Origin of the sequence: Paenibacillus qinlingensis, assembly GCF_031455095.1 — a bacterium.
GTDB classification, from domain to species: Bacteria; Bacillota; Bacilli; order Paenibacillales; family NBRC-103111; genus Paenibacillus_E; species Paenibacillus_E qinlingensis_A.
This window is the reverse complement of record NZ_JAVDSB010000018.1, coordinates 70,114-86,800: the sequence shown is the minus strand read 5'-3', so window position 1 is coordinate 86,800 and position 16,687 is coordinate 70,114. Positions and strand designations below refer to the sequence as shown.

At 41.7% G+C, this 16,687-nt stretch carries 16 protein-coding genes; 3 read left to right on the top strand and 13 right to left on the bottom strand.

Features of this window, described 5'->3' with window-relative positions:
• Positions 1 to 49: 49 nt before the first annotated feature.
• The gene (locus tag J2736_RS29135) at positions 50 to 343 is read right to left on the bottom strand and encodes a hypothetical protein (RefSeq protein WP_310502088.1); all 294 of its coding nucleotides are present in this window, start codon (positions 341 to 343) and stop codon (positions 50 to 52) included.
• 109 nt (positions 344 to 452) lie between these two features.
• On the opposite strand from J2736_RS29135, the gene J2736_RS29130 reads away from it, so the two are divergent.
• Entirely contained in the window at positions 453 to 668 is a 216-nt protein-coding gene (locus J2736_RS29130; protein WP_310502087.1) for a helix-turn-helix domain-containing protein, read from the top strand.
• A gap of 115 nt (positions 669 to 783) precedes the next feature.
• Positions 784 to 993: a hypothetical protein gene (locus J2736_RS29125; RefSeq protein ID WP_310502086.1), complete on the top strand. Its 210-nt coding sequence runs from the start codon at positions 784 to 786 to the stop codon at positions 991 to 993.
• Between the two features lie 307 nt (positions 994 to 1,300).
• On the opposite strand, the gene J2736_RS29120 is transcribed toward J2736_RS29125, so the two are convergent.
• The 5 genes from J2736_RS29120 to J2736_RS29100 are packed head-to-tail and all read right to left on the bottom strand — an operon-like array spanning position 1,301 to position 7,810.
• Entirely contained in the window at positions 1,301 to 1,936 is a 636-nt protein-coding gene (locus tag J2736_RS29120; RefSeq protein ID WP_310502085.1) for a topoisomerase DNA-binding C4 zinc finger domain-containing protein, read from the bottom strand.
• A gap of 40 nt (positions 1,937 to 1,976) precedes the next feature.
• Positions 1,977 to 2,300, bottom strand: coding sequence for a restriction endonuclease (locus J2736_RS29115; protein WP_310502084.1), 324 nt, complete (start codon positions 2,298 to 2,300; stop codon positions 1,977 to 1,979).
• Position 2,301: 1 nt separating this feature from the next.
• Complete coding sequence (locus J2736_RS29110) at positions 2,302 to 2,691, bottom strand: hypothetical protein (protein ID WP_310502083.1); 390 nt, start codon at positions 2,689 to 2,691, stop codon at positions 2,302 to 2,304.
• A 48-nt stretch (positions 2,692 to 2,739) separates the two neighbouring features.
• The gene (locus tag J2736_RS29105) at positions 2,740 to 5,145 is read right to left on the bottom strand and encodes a restriction endonuclease-like protein (RefSeq protein ID WP_310502082.1); all 2,406 of its coding nucleotides are present in this window, start codon (positions 5,143 to 5,145) and stop codon (positions 2,740 to 2,742) included.
• A complete protein-coding gene (locus J2736_RS29100) occupies positions 5,117 to 7,810 on the bottom strand; it encodes an MrcB family domain-containing protein (RefSeq protein WP_310502081.1) in 2,694 nt (897 codons plus the stop codon). The genes J2736_RS29105 and J2736_RS29100 overlap by 29 nt, the downstream gene beginning before the upstream one ends.
• Before the next feature lie 340 nt (positions 7,811 to 8,150).
• Between J2736_RS29100 and J2736_RS29095 the strand changes: the two genes are divergently transcribed.
• On the top strand, positions 8,151 to 8,540 hold the full coding sequence (locus J2736_RS29095; protein ID WP_310502080.1) for a hypothetical protein: 390 nt from the start codon (positions 8,151 to 8,153) through the stop codon (positions 8,538 to 8,540).
• Between the two features lie 298 nt (positions 8,541 to 8,838).
• On the opposite strand, the gene J2736_RS29090 is transcribed toward J2736_RS29095, so the two are convergent.
• The 7 genes from J2736_RS29090 to J2736_RS29060 form a co-directional block, all read right to left on the bottom strand.
• On the bottom strand, positions 8,839 to 9,762 hold the full coding sequence (locus J2736_RS29090) for a hypothetical protein (RefSeq protein ID WP_310502079.1): 924 nt from the start codon (positions 9,760 to 9,762) through the stop codon (positions 8,839 to 8,841).
• A 91-nt stretch (positions 9,763 to 9,853) separates the two neighbouring features.
• The gene (locus J2736_RS29085) at positions 9,854 to 11,002 is read right to left on the bottom strand and encodes a DUF4062 domain-containing protein (protein WP_310502078.1); all 1,149 of its coding nucleotides are present in this window, start codon (positions 11,000 to 11,002) and stop codon (positions 9,854 to 9,856) included.
• 545 nt (positions 11,003 to 11,547) lie between these two features.
• Positions 11,548 to 12,978 (bottom strand): 23S rRNA (uracil(1939)-C(5))-methyltransferase RlmD, encoded by a 1,431-nt coding sequence (gene rlmD, locus J2736_RS29080; RefSeq protein ID WP_310502077.1) that lies wholly within the window; start codon positions 12,976 to 12,978, stop codon positions 11,548 to 11,550.
• Between the two features lie 209 nt (positions 12,979 to 13,187).
• Complete coding sequence (locus J2736_RS29075) at positions 13,188 to 14,114, bottom strand: diacylglycerol kinase (RefSeq protein ID WP_397341872.1); 927 nt, start codon at positions 14,112 to 14,114, stop codon at positions 13,188 to 13,190.
• Positions 14,115 to 14,165: 51 nt separating this feature from the next.
• A complete protein-coding gene (locus J2736_RS29070) occupies positions 14,166 to 14,948 on the bottom strand; it encodes a sirohydrochlorin chelatase (protein WP_310502075.1) in 783 nt (260 codons plus the stop codon).
• Between the two features lie 330 nt (positions 14,949 to 15,278).
• Complete coding sequence (locus tag J2736_RS29065; RefSeq protein ID WP_310502074.1) at positions 15,279 to 16,100, bottom strand: type II toxin-antitoxin system PemK/MazF family toxin; 822 nt, start codon at positions 16,098 to 16,100, stop codon at positions 15,279 to 15,281.
• A 259-nt stretch (positions 16,101 to 16,359) separates the two neighbouring features.
• Entirely contained in the window at positions 16,360 to 16,650 is a 291-nt protein-coding gene (locus tag J2736_RS29060) for a YerC/YecD family TrpR-related protein (RefSeq protein WP_056612830.1), read from the bottom strand.
• Between the last annotated feature and the right edge of the window lie 37 nt (positions 16,651 to 16,687).

Sequence of the window (16,687 nt, the reverse complement as noted above, 5' to 3'; positions counted from 1 at the left end):
ATTCATTTCGTAATTAATGAAGCAACTCCCAGTACCCGTTCCGTGCTACCTAACTGGATTGCACAGTGGCGCTATGTAGATTCGCTTGCAGCTGCAACTCGTGGAGCTTGTGCTCAAGAATCCCCTTTTCGAATCTGACGTGGAGCAGCTCTGTATCGAGATTCTGTGCCATTGCGTGGATCGTCGTGACGATATCCTCAGCAGTGAGGATGTGAATCGAATCGGCGTGGCGGGAGATGTATTCAAGTAAGATATCGATGGAGTCTTTGCAGAGGGAGATTCTTTGCGTGAGCGTGACTTCTTCTTCGATGATGGATTCGTATTGGGTTTGGATGGGTTGCATGGGATCGCCTCCGGGGGTGAATGATACGCATATACGTACCAGTTTTTAACATATTATATGGTACGTTATCGCGTATAGTCAACCTCCAAACATGGAAAGGTGATCCTTTATGGCAAAAAAAGTCGTAGTTAAAATCGCGGAGCTTACTCAGAAACACAACATCTCCTTACGTGAGCTGTCGAGATTATCGGATGTGAGACACGCCGCGCTTAGCGAGTTGGCGAATGGAAAACGTGAGAATATTAATTTTAGTCATATTGTACGGATTGCAGAGGCGTTGGGGATTGAGGATATCAGGGAGATTGTGGATTTGGTTGAGGGGTAAGCTGGATTGCTCGTTCTTCTTTATATGATATAATTCTAATAAGAATTACTCTAAATGAGGTGCATGTACTATGCAATGGCAAGAAGTACGCAATATTTACCCTCACCAGTACGTTTTGCTAGAAATCCTGACTTCCCATACCAAAGATAATGTTCAGTATGTAGATGAAGTCGCTTTGGTTAGAGCGATTCAAGACCCCGATGAAGCTACTAAAGAATTATCTAAGTGTAAGGACAACTACATCGTCTACCATACCGGTCAAGAAATTATAACCATCGAAATCAGACATAATCCCTTATATAGGAGTAGACGACATGCAGATTGAATATGCTCATAATTTACTCCAAACATCTATGACAATTTGTTATAAAGGGCAACCTCGTTATAAACCATATCAGAATGGATTTTGGTGTATTCCACAATGATATTAATCACATTAACGGACTTATTGGCCTAGATATACTTAAAGGTGGTAACATGGTTATTGATCTTCAACAGATGGAAATGTATCCATCCTCAACGGCATAACATTGAAATAGGGACGTGCATAATTCGCATGTCCCTTTTCATGTCCAATACCAACGTCCACTTACTGTTAAGCCGTCTCCTGTTCAGTCTAGTTTTTGTTATTCTTAAACCGATCTGGTCTGCCTACATTTAGGAAACGTGGAACAACCCAAGAACGCCTTCCCCTCTCTCCCTTTCCTAGTAACCATTGGAGCACCACAAGTGCATGTGGTTTCTTTGGCAGCTGCGACTTGTGCTTGGGATAGTAGTACCTCTTTTCGAACTATATCTTTCACCGGTTGAACTTTTATCTTCTTGTTCATTTCCGCTCCAGATAAGATATCTAGCGAACTATTTAAAATTTCTTGATCCGATCTATTTTGTACCATCCGAGGCCCTTGAACCTTAAAACTGCTAGTTTTTACTTTCCTTTTCCTGACACTGCCTTTTTTCTTGCTAACAAGTAAAACACCAATGACACCCAGAGCGACAACTGAAATTAATACTCCTATCCCCATACCAGTAATAGTCCAGTTTTTAACGAAACCCTTTATATCATCAAATCTCTCAGAACTTGTAAATAAAATAAAGACGGCTCCAATGAACCAGACTAGTGTCGCAAGCTTCTCGGGTAACCATTTGCTCAGGAAACGGTAATAAAGCAATGCTCCTATAAATGTAAATAGAGCAATGCACATGGCAATGAAATAAAATGGTGCAACAAAACTTTGTGTTGCCAATTGAGATAATTCGCTGTTCATATATGTGGTTTCCTTTCTAATTTCAAGTGGGAATGTAGAATTATGATATACCCTTCTGGGCTTTCCATCGTTTTATTTTATCGTCTAACATTAAACCATTAATCAATTTAATATTAAGCTTCTCCGCCGCTTCTTTAGCAGCTCTTGTGTAGTTACTAGTCGTAACAATCCAGGCATCGTAACAACCGTGAACTTGTTTCCCTGCTTTAAGTCTCAGAACAATATCGTTCCCAACATCTTGCTTCCATCTTTTGCATTGTACCGCAATTTTGTAACCTTCTTTTCCTTTTAGAATCAAGTCAACCTCGTGATCACCTGATCCACCAATACATTCTACCTGATAACCTTGATCTTTGTAGTACAAACTATTGCTTTGAGCTCTTTTCGTTGGAGCTGTTGGCCTCTGTTTTATTTCTATCCTTTCTATCTGCCCTTCTTTTCTTCGTCCATCTTGAACCAAATATTTCACCAAGCAGAATAGAAGAGAAAATAATTACGAAAAACATCCACCAAATTTGTTTTAAGTCTGTATAAAAGAAAATTGATAGACCAGTAAGAACAGATATTCCTCTGATTATATAGGCTACTTGCCTTCCTTCTGCATGATACGTTCTTGCCATTTTAGAACCACCTTTAAAGAGTATTATCATGACGACAATCAAAACTATCACTAAACTTACAATATTCGACAATATTCCTGATTTTTCCTTTAATTCTAGATACTCTGAAATATTAAACATAAAAATAGACTGCATAAAAAGGTTAATACCCCTTTAGCAGCCTAATTTGCGTTATCCTCCATCCTACTCAACTTCAATCCCCACAACCAAACTACCTTGATCCAAATGCTCCCGATCCAACGTCACCTTTACCTTACCAGCACGCCGTTTCTCTCGCCAATCACGAAGCTCCTCTTCCGTTTCCAAACGTAACTCAGAAACTTCATTAGCCCTATTAAAGATATAATCTGTCGTATACAAAATCCGATAAATCCCATGTCCCGCGGGAACAATGGCCGCATTTCTTTGGACCCACTTATCCACTCCAAAAACAACATAGAGCTCGTCCGTCGCACCACGGCTTGAGGGAATTGCTGTTATGGCTGAGCGTGGAACAACCTTCCAATCCCTTACTCTTCCATACCAAGAAATACCCGCTTCTTCTGTTCCGAATAATCGAATGGACTGGTACAATGCCACGTACTCTATGCGAGTCAACACCTTATGGTCCGTAATATTGCGCAATGGCGTATGATAAAATCCATGCTCTAAAGCAGCTTCCAACTGAGGCTTTTTACTTAAAGCACCAACCAAAACATTCTTACCAGACATCTTATCCTTGTAATACTCCTTCGTACCTCGCGGCCTAGTAGTCCGTTCGTAAGCCTTCTCGGGACTATCCATAATGATCTCGTCCAAGAACTTCTCCATCAAGCTCGTTGAATTTGGCAAAAAGGGAAAGGCACCAATGTTGATAAGCTCCACACTTTTATAAAATTTATGCTGCTGGAACCGCTCCTCATCATGATAAGGAAACAACACATAAGCCCCGAACATGCTCCGCTCGTACTCTCGGCCTTGTCCCTCGGAGTAAACAATCGCATCGCGATAACGATGCATTGTGTTAATATCATCTTCTTCTGGTCCGGGCATCCGGTACCTATCAAAATATGGCGTCCCCTCATAAGCCGGATTAATCCGGTATTTGGCATCAAAAATATACTTATACTCCGCCGCGGCGTCGTTTTTCTTCAAAGTCAGAACATTATCTGGCCGCTGGGAGAGAGTCGGGCTCTTATCTCCCTTAGGCAGCGCATTATAGAATAGCGTGAATATCTCACCATTCATAGGATTCTTATAAACCATCTTAGCCTGCTGCGACTTATCCAGTGTGACGAACAGCCCACTCCGATTAAGTTTAATAATATCTTGTTTCAATAGTTCATACTTTTTGCTTAAAAGATGGTGAATCTTCAAGAAACACCAATATTCATAGAGTTGAGCCAGATCTTTCATCGATAGTCGGAATAGATCATTCTGGATCGATAAACCTTTTAATAGCATTAAATAATACCGATACACCTCTCGGTACCCTGAAGCCATTTGCAAGACTAGCGATATTGAAAACTGCCGCATCTCACCTACATTTAGAAAATCATGCTGCAACAATCGCTGCACATGACTCAACATCAAATTCAATTTCTTCGTAAGTTCAGGATCTTCCATGCGGCTTTTCTGCGCCAAACGTGTTTTAATGTCCTTAAGCTTTTGCCCAATACGTACAAGCACCCATTTCACAAAACGATTCTCAGCCGTATCATAATTAACGTGGCGCCTATTTTCTAACATATGAGTTGGGGTATATCGCTCTCCACTTACCGAAATAACACCGTTCACCGAGTCTTTCACTAATAGTTGTGGACGCTTAGCTAGAAAGCTGATATTCTCTTTGCCAGCTCTTTTGACACGTGCAGCGTCTACCAGTCGATTCTCGCTCTGCAGCTTGGAGTGGGGTGAGAGCTTAATGCGTTCAACAGCCTGAACAAGCTGCGTAAATATATGCTGAAGGATCGTAAAATACTCCGTCAAACTCTGATGATTCGTCTCTTTCAAACCGGTCATGTTAAATGTTTTGCGCAAAAAATCAAAAGATAAGTTATAAATCTGTGCATTAACGTCGTTAAGAATCATTTGATAGTCATTCTTGTAATCGATTTTGGCTGGAAAAATCTCTAGCTGAAGGCGGAAAATAGCCTCCCCATTCAAACGAAGCTCCAGTTCGGACTGGCCGACTTCATTTTGAAAATTAAGAATCCCTGACAAAATCATCTTCCCTAGCGGCTTAACAGCCTGCCTCAAATGAACATTATCATGGAAAAAGGATAAGGAAATATCCCGCTTCTTTTCGATTACCAACTCATAAGACTGTGTCTCATAAAAAGTTGGCGTACATGCATCGCCTGGGCACCAGCCCCTTACAGTACCATGCTCATGGGAGAAAACAGAAATAGATTCGATACTTAGCGTATCTTTAAGTGGAGCAGCATGAAAATGTGCATCCACCCACTCCTGATCCCCATTACGATGAAGATTCAACGTCTCAACTGTAGGATGGAACGGCTTACCCTGAATATAGAGATTAAAAAGATTCGTTTCAATCCTTAGTAATTCCCTACTTTGATTAAGAGATCCAGTATGAGGTAAATCCATCTTCTTCTAACCTCCGTAGCATGAAGGCAATTTTCCTTGCGCTATGTGGATATTTGGACGCTGCCAATGTCTCCATTGAAAGATAAAGCTTTGAGGCATCTTCCATGTATTCTGAAATAGGTAGATTGCGATCCTGAGCTACTTGCATGATTTGAAGCAAAACTTTTTTCACAGATGCACTACTTCCCTGGATACGAGGCAAAATCTTCTGAAGCAACTGCATATCAAACGCGGCTTCCCCACTCAGCAATCCAAATCGTTCGTTATAAATCATATAAAAACAAACCGCATCCCGAATACGAAACCCTACATGTGAATGGATCTGTTCCAAAATGCCATTGATTTTAACCAATAACTCGGTCGTATTTTCCGTTAGCTGCTTATGATCCCTGTAGACATCAACAAGCTGTAAGTATTCACTTCGTAATAAAGAATTCGGAGGCAAGGGGGCATCGGTACGATCTGTAGTATCTTCCAACGACGGATATTGACCAAGCTCAATATAATTAAACTCAATTGTGTTCGCACGGTCTAATACCTTCTTGCTAAAAGGATGCGTGGTCTCATCCATATTTACTGTTCCTATAATGTAGACGTTGTCTGGCAAATAGAGATTGCCATACATTTGTTTATCCGACTCATTTTGTAAGGAGTCTCTATGTATAAGTGGCGTTGTGACAATCCTTTGATTATGCCACTCCTGCGTCTCAAGTACACTCAATAGATCACTAAAATAATGCTCAACCCTAGCCAAATTCATCTCATCCAAGCAGATAAAATATGGCTTATGTTGGTTACCCGACTTTGTAGCCTCAACCAAAATCTCAGTTAACTTTCCAGGGCGAAAAGCCCCTGATAAGTCCTTATATCCCAATAGATCTGAAGGATCGCTCCAATCTGGACGAACTGGGATGAGCGAGAACTGGCCATTACTCGTCGTAGCTCCAACAGCCTCAGCGAATAGTTTTACCAGCTTCGTTTTTCCTGTACCTGACACCCCTGCAAGGATGACGAATGGCTTTGTTTTTAGGGATAAGAAGAAGTTCTCGATCCAATGGTCAGGATACATGAACCCTTTATTAGCAATGAAATTCTTGATTGTGGCTACTCGCTCAATTACCGTCATTGAATCCACCAGAGGTGTCTCCTCCCACTCCGTATACGTGTATTGCTGGCTTGATTTAGAAACAAACTTCAATATCTCTAACCAGTTAAGCATGAAAATAGAGCGTTGTTTCTGGGTAACTTCTCCCCAAGTCTCGAGAGTGCCGAGTGCTTCGTTAAATTTGGGAGAGAATTGATCTAAGGTGAAGGATTCTAATTCCTTACAGATTTGAATAGCTCTATTGATACTTTTAACAAGAGGGGTCTGGAGATCTGCGTCGGTTAAATTGCTTCGAATCAATCTGACTTGTGCTTCGCTAAGTGTCCATTTATTTTCATTGAAATGGTTTGCGTACTCCTGACCTAAATCAGTTAATGAGAATTGGTTCTCATTTATAGTGATTAAACCTAGATCTCGCAAAGCTCGTCCGAGATGCTTAACTCGCTCTTTGGGATGCTTCACGTCATCTCCGGAGAGAAGGACTGTGGCTTGATCGGTTATTAAAGTCTCTAACGAAATAGTGTTTGGTCCGAATTCGTGGATGTATTTTAAGATACCCTGACCAGCATACAAATGGCTGATCGTATAGTTAAAACTGATTGACTGTTCGGCTTCTTCAATCGGATTAACGACTCTACGAACGTATTCGTTATAGTTGGTGACCGTATTTTTTAAGTCTGCAATTAGTTGTTCATCATCTGGAAGTTGATCCAATTCGTAGCGATAGTAAGCTATCGTAGAAACTTGATAGTCTTGGCCTAAACCACCAGATGTTAGATAAATTGCATCATCTTTGATCATGCCTTCCAACGGGAGCATGCTTCTAATTTCATTTACTTTTTGTTTGAAATATTCATAGGCTGCTGGCTTACCTTTTTCGGCAACTGGGATCGTAACACCTTGCATGAAGGTAAGGTAAACAGACTGCATGTCTTCCGCGAAAAGATAGACCAGGTACTCGCCTTGGCGGGTAGTCTCTGTAATACGCTTATCCATAATTGATATCCATGGAATCGTTGCCCAGTTACCTTGTCCAACCGATCCCTGGATCTTCAATTCTGAGTGTATGAAAGGAAGCTTCCTTAGCGCTGAGGGGATTTCTTGGCGTACAAGATTACCTAGTCTGTGTCCTGCAAAGGTTTCTCTTTTAGCGGTTATGTAGGCGAAAAGAATATCGGATATGGCTTCTTTTAAGGAGAAACTATCGCTATATTTCTGATTATAGTAGTTCACTAGTTCCGCTTGGGCGTACTCATAAAGCTCACTTTGAACTTCATTGGACCACGTTTCGTATAACTCTTTCTTGAAGCCAATTGAGTCTTCTTGTTGTTCAAGAATGGCGGACAGTGCTGCAATTGGAGTGGAAATAACAGACTGAATGCTATTTACGGTCATACTGTTCCAGCTAGTTCCGGCCTTATCTGGTGGTTGGTCGACAATTAGACCGTTCGACTCTCTTTCTTGAAGCAATGAGAGGAATCTATGCTTTAAGTTTAGTAAAGATACCAGTCTGGATCCGCTTGCTTGAATCTCGGTTATAAGTGCTATGATGAGCACCATTTTGTAGGATTTTTGTTTGTTTGAGAATATATTATGAAGTTCTACTGGTAGAGACAAAATTATCACCTGTTTCTTAAAGAGTATCTGGAGAACTTTACTAAAATGTAGATATTGGTCTAATCCATTCGACAAAGAGAGGTCATCCCCTCCTTTTAAATGTGAAGAGGAAATAAGCTTGATTAATTTCCATAATTTAAGCCAGCAGAAACAGTCTCGGGATATCGTAAACAATATATTACATATTTAAAGGTATCTTTCCCAAGTTGTAGAATTAATGCTATTGGACGGAGCGGTAAGAGAAAATCTAGTAAAAGAACAATTAACCTAGGGGAAGTATATCATGAGGAAGTTAACTAGTATTTTATTGTCAGTAATGGTTATTTTGTCGCTATCTGGGTGTAGTACTAATAATACGAATACAACTAATCTAAACTCACCAAAAACACCAATTCCAACAGTTTCACCTTCTCCAATAGCATCTGCAACTGCAATACCAACAGCAGTACCTCTGATAACTGCAACTCCCGCATTATCTCCAAGCCCAACACCTTTAATTATAACTGCAACTGCAACTGATAAATCAAAAGCCAGTCCAGATCCTATAATGACTCAAAAACCAATACAGACACAGACTGCTGAAAAACCAACAAAAGAAGTTAAAACAACTGTAAAAAATCATTTCCGTTTCCTCCCCAGCACAACGGAACTCGACAGCAACATTAAAAGCTAAGGTTGCACCAGGAGCAACAGCCAGTATCGTCGATCATTACAAAAGTGGACCAAGTACAGCTGCTGGATTGGAACCAAAAAAAGCTGATTCTAATGGAAATGTAAGTTGGTCTTGGCGTGTTGGTGGAAATACAACGTTAGGAAACAGGAGAATTACTGTTTCATCAGATGGTTCTAGTGAAGAAACGACGTTTGAAGTTGTTCATTAAGCAAAATCCCCTCCTGCTATAATTAGTAGGAGGGGATTTTTAATACAATAATTAATATAGTACACACCTGTTTATGTAAGACGAGTACTGTCAAGATGTACTATCTATAATTTCAAAATGACCAAAGGTGATAAGAGGATCTGATGATACTCTCTGTATAACATAAATTGACGGTTTAAGAGTAACTCCTCTAGTATATTGATTTCCAACAACATCTCTATAATTTATTTTAAGATTTAATAATGGCCAATTCATAGCCTCTTCATTGTCGAATACATCTAAGAGAACGGAGCAAAATAATAAATAGGAGCTAGGTAATTCAATCTTTGTTGATTCATTTATTACATTTACGGGGAGTATATAGTCCGTTTTATACTCTAAATCACGTAAAAAATAATATGAATGATTTGTAGAGTTTATTTCAATTCTTTGGGTCTTACTATCATAAGTAAGTCTATATACATTGGCGTTATTATTTTTATGTATTCTATCTATAAGTGACTGGACATCATAAGACCAAGAGAGTTGTATATTTTTAGCTGCCCCTAGACCTATATTAAAAAATTCTAGTTTAAAATCTGCCGATTCATCACTTCGATTGTTAGACCACTTTAATAAATAAGAGGAATTTTTCCCCTTAAATGCAGCAAAAGATGCTTCTTTAATAAGAATAACTGGAATAGTTGATTTCTGAATTTCTTCCCTCTGTAGAGTAAGTTCTTTTCTCTGTAAATAAATCGTATAGATTATCCCAGCAAAGGCCAATCCAGAAAATAACGAATTAACTGCCCCAAACATATCACCGAAAGTGCCCCTCTTGCCTTCAATACTTTCACGAGCTGAAAGACAATCATTCTTTCCTGAAACTATACAATCCTTTACATATTTTTCTTCTAAATTCTCATAATAGTTATTTATCCCATATCCAGATAATGCCCACACTAGGATAACAAGAAAGAGAGATAGAACAAATATAATAATAGACCATTTTTCATTTTTCATTTTTATTTTCATTATCGATCTTTCCCTTTTTTCATTTACAATATTCTAGTATTTACGTTATCTGAGCTGACACTATAAAACGGTTGCTGACCTTATCAATTTGCTATGCTGATTCTATTGATGAAACAACATTATTTAAATTAACTTCCTCAATATCACCATCATTAAAATACTTTTCTATTGGATCCCTTCGATATCTTAAAACTGCAGGTCCCATTCTTCTCTCATCATTTAAAGCATCAAAAATTACTTGCCTTGAATCGATTTGTAATGCAGTGAAACTCTTCCAATCTAGAGACACATCAGACAAAACATGGCTATTAAATCTGTATTCATAGAAACTACCATCTTCTTTTATTAACAAAGAACGGGCTGAGAGTCTATTTGAGTCAATATCTTTAATTGAGATAATTCCTGCATATTTAAGTAATTCATCAAAGTTAAAGTTGCCCTGGAGTATGAATGAGATATCTGGAAGTCGAAGACCAATTAAAAAATCAACTAATCTTCGATATTTAATTACTCCACGTGCAATTTCTTTAGTCTGAGTATTGCCAATAGTTGATAATATCGCTGTTTTCAAGTCTTCAAGTTGTTCGGATAGACTCAAATTTCTTCTAGATTCAAAAGCTATCTCTCTTTGTTCTTTCAATAACCTTTGAAAAAGTGAAGCCCATTGTTTCCTAAGATGGCTTTCTATATCTTCTACTCTGGAAAATGAAATAACACTATTTCCTTTAACTCTAGATCGTAAAAAGTTAATGAACTCAAAAATGTATTTTGCTGTCTCAGGTTTATCTATTGAAGGAAAGTTAATTTTCCCTATTAGCTGTTTATTTTTTTCATATACAAAATGATCATGCCATACTTTGTCCTCGATGAATGCAAAAACTGGTACAGAACTTTCAATTGCTTTTAATACCTCAAGTTGAGTTATTGATAGTTGTTCAACGTTATCTAGTACATCTACATTAAAACTTGAAGTTAGTAAATCTTCAATATTTAATGAGGAGATTGCATCTGGTATTATTCTTCCACCAAATCTTGATCCAACTATTAACACAATCATATCGGAATTAGGTACCTCTTGAAGGCAACTGGTATGTGTGTGTGTTCTTGGGTCAAATAGAACATCAGAATATTCACTCATTATAGGTTCATAACCTAATCCTAATAGAAAAGTCCTTAATTGTTCTCTCGCCATACCAAGATCATAACAAGTAGATGAAATAAAAACTTTGGGATTTGGCACGCTTTTCCCTCCGAACATTTTAATTTAACGATACCATATTTTCCCTGTAATAGAAAATAACAAATTATTATAAGTTGACATTATTCTAATACCAATTCGCCTACTGTTCTTTTCTTTCAAATCCTCGTCGGCTTAATCAGCGGTAGCCGCGATCTGAGCTTGCCCTCTCAGTACATCTTTTACTTCATTCAGATTTTTGTAGCATGACTATTTAACATCTGAATAATGTCTTTACATAAAGAAAGGTAAAGGATAGAAATGATCTAGGGAAATAGATAGGATTGATCGATGAAAATCAGTTTGGATCAAGGTTGGATATGGTTTGAACAAGGTGTTTAATTGGATTAATAACTAAAACAACGTTGAAATATCGAAATATCTAGGGGTATTTGGCCGCGGCAATGAAATCACCGCTTTCTTGCTTTGTTTACTCATTTCATTCTGATAATAAAACAACCGAGTGAATCCAGGTGTACGCCTGAATCACCACTCGGTTGTTTTTGCTTTCTTTTCGGTCTCACACTTATGCCTTCCTAGTAATAGCATTATGAATTTGACACACTCTTTACTAGCAGCGCCACATTTTCTACATGTGTCGTCCAAGGAAACATATCCACCGGCGTCACCTCCGCGACGCCGTACCCGCCATTGACCAGCACGCGTAGGTCGCGCGCAAGTGTCGATGCGGAGCACGACACGTACACCACGCGCTGCGGCCGCAGCTCGAGGATGGTCGCCAGCAGCGCTGGGTCGCAGCCCTTGCGCGGCGGGTCGACCACGATCACGTCAGGCCGGACGCCCTGACGTGTCCACTCCGGCAGGACGACCTCGGCCGGTCCTGCCTCGAAGTGCACGTTCGTCATGCCGTTTAACTCGGCATTCTTACGTGCATCGGAGATCGCCTCTTCGACGATCTCGACGCCGTACACCTGTCCCGCGCGCTGCGCCAGGAACAGGGAGATCGTGCCGATGCCGCAGTAGGCATCGACAACCGTTTCGCCGCCTGTCAACGCGGCGTACTCCAGTGCCTTCCCGTACAAGACTTCCGTCTGGACGGGGTTCACTTGAAAGAAGGATCGCGCGGAAATTGCAAATTTCACATCGCCGATATAGTCATAGATGACGTCGCTGCCCCAGAGGGTGCGCGTCTCATCTCCAAAAATAACATTCGTCTGTCTCACATTAATGTTATGGCAAATGCTCTTCACCGCAGGCAGAGCCTCGCGAATGCCAGCAATCCACTCATCCGCACGCGGAATCTCCGTACCATTGGTCACCAATACGACCATGACCTCGCCCGTGCGGAAGCCGACTTTGACGACGACATGGCGCAGCAGCCCAGATCCCGTCTCTTCACTGTAAGCGCGAATTCCTAAGCGCGAGCCGATCTCTTTCACACGCGCCACGACTTCGTCGTTAGCCCCATGCTGAATCAGGCACTCTTCCATGTCGATGATGCGGTGACTGCCCTGCGCATAGAATCCGCCGATGAGGCCGCCCTGCTCTTCCCCAAAAGGAACCTGAGCCTTGTTCCGATATCTCCAAGGATCGTTCATCCCCAAAGTGGGATGAACAAGGATTCCTTCCGAAAGCGGTGAAGAAGGAGAGGAAGTGTTTGTAGGTTCCCCCGCAACCCCCAACTTCCCAATCCGCACCAAATTATCAACAACCTGCTGCCGCTTCACGCGCAGCTGCGCCTCATAACTCAAATGCTGCAGCTGACACCCGCCACACTCATCATAAATCACACAGTCGGGAGCAATACGATCCGCACTCTTCTCAATCAGTTCCACCAAAGTAGCGTACCCATACTGCTTTTTCAGATGCCCTACTCTAACCAACGCACGCTCACCCGGCAGCGCCCCCGCGACAAAAAGGGTAAAGCTGTTCACACGGCCCACCCCTTCGCCATCATGGCTGATCCCAATGATCTCAGCCTCGTATTGCTGTCCGATTTGCACAGGCAAGCCAGCCATCCAAGCAGGCACTTCTTTTTTCCCTTTGCTGCTACCATTCCCTCTATTGCCTGTCGAGTTCCCTGCTCTTCCAGCCGCTCCCGACCTGCCACTACCTCTATGTTTACCTGGCGCGTTGCCAGACGTACCTTTTGTTTTCATAATAACCTCACTTAATTCTACCTAAAATTAATCATTATTCTTTGGTGTTGGGTCTCGCATTTCCAACCCTACTCCTCATCATGCCCATTCCCATGCCCCTTCAAATGAAACGGCGTGGTCAATGCCTCTAAAAACTTCTTCTTATAAATCGACTGCCCCGACTCATCCACAATCACCTGCAAATGGCTCTGCAAATTAGTCATCACGCATGGCAACGTCCCGCCAAACTCTCCATCGAGGTTCAACTGAACGTAGTCCGGTGAATTAATCTCAATGTGATTCGTCTGAAAATAAATCAAGTTCGGATCACTCAAATGCTCGCCGCGCAGCGCCAGTGTGACGATACGGATGAACTCTGCCAGATTACATTTCTTCAATATAATCACATCAAACATACCGTCGTTAATATTCGCTTCTGGAGCCAGCTTTTCAAACCCACCAACGGAGTTGGTGTTGCCCACGAGGAAGAGCATGACTTCTTCATGCATCTCGCGATCGCCGGCTTTGATATAGAGCTCGATGGGCTTCAGCCTAGGCAGCTTCTCGAGTCCCTTCATATAATAGGCCAACTGGCCGATCATGGTTTTGAGTTTGCTTGGGACTTCATACGTCAGCTCGGTCATTGAACCGCCGCCAGCGATATTAATGAAGTAACGGTTGTTGATTTTGCCTACATCAATCGAGGTTGTATACTGCTGGATGATGAGGTCGCAGGCATATTCCAAATTCTTAGGAATACCGAGCGCACGCGCAAAATCATTTGTCGTCCCGAGCGGCAAAATGCCCAGCGGCGGCCTGCCTTCTCTTTCGGCCATGCCGTTGACGACTTCACAGATGGTGCCATCGCCGCCAGCCGCGATAATTAAATCGAACCCCCTACGCACAGCCTCAGTCGCTGCGAGTGTTGCATCCCCTTCACCAATTGTCGCGTGAGCGGAGGTCTCGAACCCGCCGCGCTCTAAGCGCTGGAGAATTTCGGGCAATCTTTTTTTCATTTCTTCCCGGCCTGAAGTCGGATTATAGATCAATCGTGCTCGTTTGACCACTCAGTTCATCCCCTGTTCACCTGATGGGAATACGGAGGCTATCTGCCCCTCAATCCATTCGGAAATTTGCGGACTTGGCAACAAAGCCTGTCCATGATATTGGTATGTGAACCCTTCCAATCGGGAAGGAATCACTTTATGTGTAAAATACCCTTCACTTAAAAAAAGCGGAGCCACAATGACTTTATACGACGGCTTCTCGCGTGCCCACCAAGCCATCTTCTCAGCCAGCTGATCGGGCAAAAGCATAGCAATATCCGCCTCGGCGAAGCCGCCCAGTTTTTGAACCCGCTCCGCGAGTCGTTCCAGTCCTTGGCGCCATTTCTGATGGAAGCCTTCTTCCTTACTCCCATGCCCCACCAATAAAAGAATCTCTTCCTGCGGCGAGACCGAAAGCTCTTTGATTTTGCCATAGAGAATAGCTGCAATATCGGGATGATCATCAATCGGCGACGTGAAATGAATCCGTGCTTGGATCTCCATAAGTTCCATGTCGGTTTCGAGCAACGGCTGGGCAATAACACCTAACGCGTAGCTGATCTCATCAATATGTGTACTCCCAGAGGACACGAACAGCGGAACGACAATAATGTCGGTCACGCCCTGTTTTTCCAAGTTGGTTATCCCATCTTGTATCAATTTACCCTCGACAAGCTCCAAATATGACGCATATATGGGCATGGCATCCGGTATCCGAACCGCTTTTACGGCATTCTCCACCAGCTGAACCCAGCCCTCATCACGGGATCCATGGCTAATGACCAGCACACCATATTTCTTCATTCTAATTTCCCCCACCCGTACGAACTAAGCCTATCTTCCTATGCTAACGAATGTGTTCACCTATGTCAATTTGATACCTATATAAAAAGTAAAAACCCCTCATTTACACGTGGAGATGTACAGTAGTTCCCTTTCGTTCTGTAGCCGCTTAAACAAAAAAACCGCTGCGTTAGCAGCGGCATTGTTTATGGTATTACGAGGGAGGAGGAAATTTCCGCTCAACCCTCAGATCCGTGATGTGAAGCACGAGGTCAGAGACCGCGCCCGGGCGTTTCACCCTAACAGTAATATTATTATATGCCACAAAAGGCCGGAAGTAAACATGTATTCTTAAGAGACTCTGACGTTATGTACTGCTGTACTAATTTCTTCACCAAGTAGGTCAACTAGCGCTGGATTCTTTTTAATTGATTCGCTTACTTTATCAACTACTGCCTCATACTTTTTGATTTTTGCTTGAAGCTGTTTTATATCTTCATCTTGCGCAGCAACTGTTACATCTACTAATGCCTTTGCAGCTTGCAGAGACGCCTTATCTGCTTCTAACAATGACTTATCCTGCAGTAAGTAAGTATTAATGGCAATAGTTTTACGATACAACGGAATCGTCTCAAGCAACCTCTGGTCAATCTTGTTTAAAAGATCACTTCTCGCAGTTCCTGACTTTCTTGTTATCCTGTTCTTGTGTATCCATCGAATGTTTTCAATTTGAACCCCAGTGGGTTTCGCAAATCCATCCGCTCGGGTTGCGTTTATGCAGTCAGAATATGCAACTGGTATACGGTATCGTTTTGAACTGCATGGAACAACTAGAACTCGATTTTTACGCTCAAAAAGAACAATACACGGATGTTCAAAAGAAGGCTCAAATCTAAAGTTCATCGCACCTAATTCTGCATATACAATACTTCCTCGTTTATAATCTCTCGTTACCTCTGGCTGCGTGAGATTTTCTATCCATCTATTGTTGTAAAGAATCCAATGAGACATTAGATATACGCTTGTACCGCTTAAATTTGTTACTCCATCAATGATGTTCCAAATTGTATTTTTGAACGCATCAGTCACTGCAGGTCTACTAGAAGGCGGAATATTTTTGTTGTTGTCTGCATCTCTTTCCGCTTCGATTGTTGCTTTATCTATCGTAAACATTAAAGCTTTAAACCCCCTACTAATAAGTATACGAATAATTATAAGTGTTATTTCCAATAAAAGGTAGGGGCGTTACAAATAACGTTCTCAACATGGGAATGATCGTAGAGCGATGCAGGAAACGTAAGTCCTGAACCCCCATCGCCCGCGGCCGATAAGTTTCATAATTTGTTTTCTTTACATGTCAAACAGATAGATAAAAAGACGTTGGGATAGCTTATCTCCCAGCGTCTTCATTTTGGAATTCACAAGTCATCATTTAACGATTCAAACGATCCAACGTCAACACATAACCATCGTTCCCGTAGTTCAGGCACCTTTTGACCCGCGAAATGGTTGCTGTGGAAGCCCCTGTTTCCGCTTCGATCTGGTTATACGTGCATCCCTTACGCAGCATACGAGCTACTTCGAGGCGCTGCGAAAGCGACTGAATCTCATTCACGGTACACAAGTCATCAAAAAAGACGTAACACTCTTCAATATCCTTCAAGGTTAGTACAGCTTCGAAAAGCTGGTCTATGGCTTTATCATTTAATTTTTTTAATTGCATCTGTTGTCAACTCCCGGTCAAAAAGCATGTTAGCTCA

Excerpts from the sequence above, each read along its gene's own strand:
- J2736_RS29135 (WP_310502088.1), bottom strand. The coding sequence starts at position 343 with ATGCAACCCATCCAAACCCAATACGAATCCATCATCGAAGAAGAAGTC.
- J2736_RS29130 (WP_310502087.1), top strand. The coding sequence starts at position 453 with ATGGCAAAAAAAGTCGTAGTTAAAATCGCGGAGCTTACTCAGAAACAC.
- J2736_RS29120 (WP_310502085.1), bottom strand. The coding sequence starts at position 1,936 with ATGAACAGCGAATTATCTCAATTGGCAACACAAAGTTTTGTTGCACCA.
- J2736_RS29110 (WP_310502083.1), bottom strand. The coding sequence starts at position 2,691 with ATGCAGTCTATTTTTATGTTTAATATTTCAGAGTATCTAGAATTAAAG.
- J2736_RS29105 (WP_310502082.1), bottom strand. The coding sequence starts at position 5,145 with ATGGATTTACCTCATACTGGATCTCTTAATCAAAGTAGGGAATTACTA.
- J2736_RS29100 (WP_310502081.1), bottom strand. The coding sequence starts at position 7,810 with ATGGTGCTCATCATAGCACTTATAACCGAGATTCAAGCAAGCGGATCC.
- J2736_RS29095 (WP_310502080.1), top strand. The coding sequence starts at position 8,151 with ATGAGGAAGTTAACTAGTATTTTATTGTCAGTAATGGTTATTTTGTCG.
- J2736_RS29090 (WP_310502079.1), bottom strand. The coding sequence starts at position 9,762 with ATGAAAATAAAAATGAAAAATGAAAAATGGTCTATTATTATATTTGTT.
- rlmD (WP_310502077.1), bottom strand. The coding sequence starts at position 12,978 with ATGGCTGGCTTGCCTGTGCAAATCGGACAGCAATACGAGGCTGAGATC.
- J2736_RS29075 (WP_397341872.1), bottom strand. The coding sequence starts at position 14,114 with ATGAAAAAAAGATTGCCCGAAATTCTCCAGCGCTTAGAGCGCGGCGGG.
- J2736_RS29070 (WP_310502075.1), bottom strand. The coding sequence starts at position 14,948 with ATGAAGAAATATGGTGTGCTGGTCATTAGCCATGGATCCCGTGATGAG.
- J2736_RS29065 (WP_310502074.1), bottom strand. The coding sequence starts at position 16,100 with ATGTTTACGATAGATAAAGCAACAATCGAAGCGGAAAGAGATGCAGAC.
- J2736_RS29060 (WP_056612830.1), bottom strand. The coding sequence starts at position 16,650 with ATGCAATTAAAAAAATTAAATGATAAAGCCATAGACCAGCTTTTCGAA.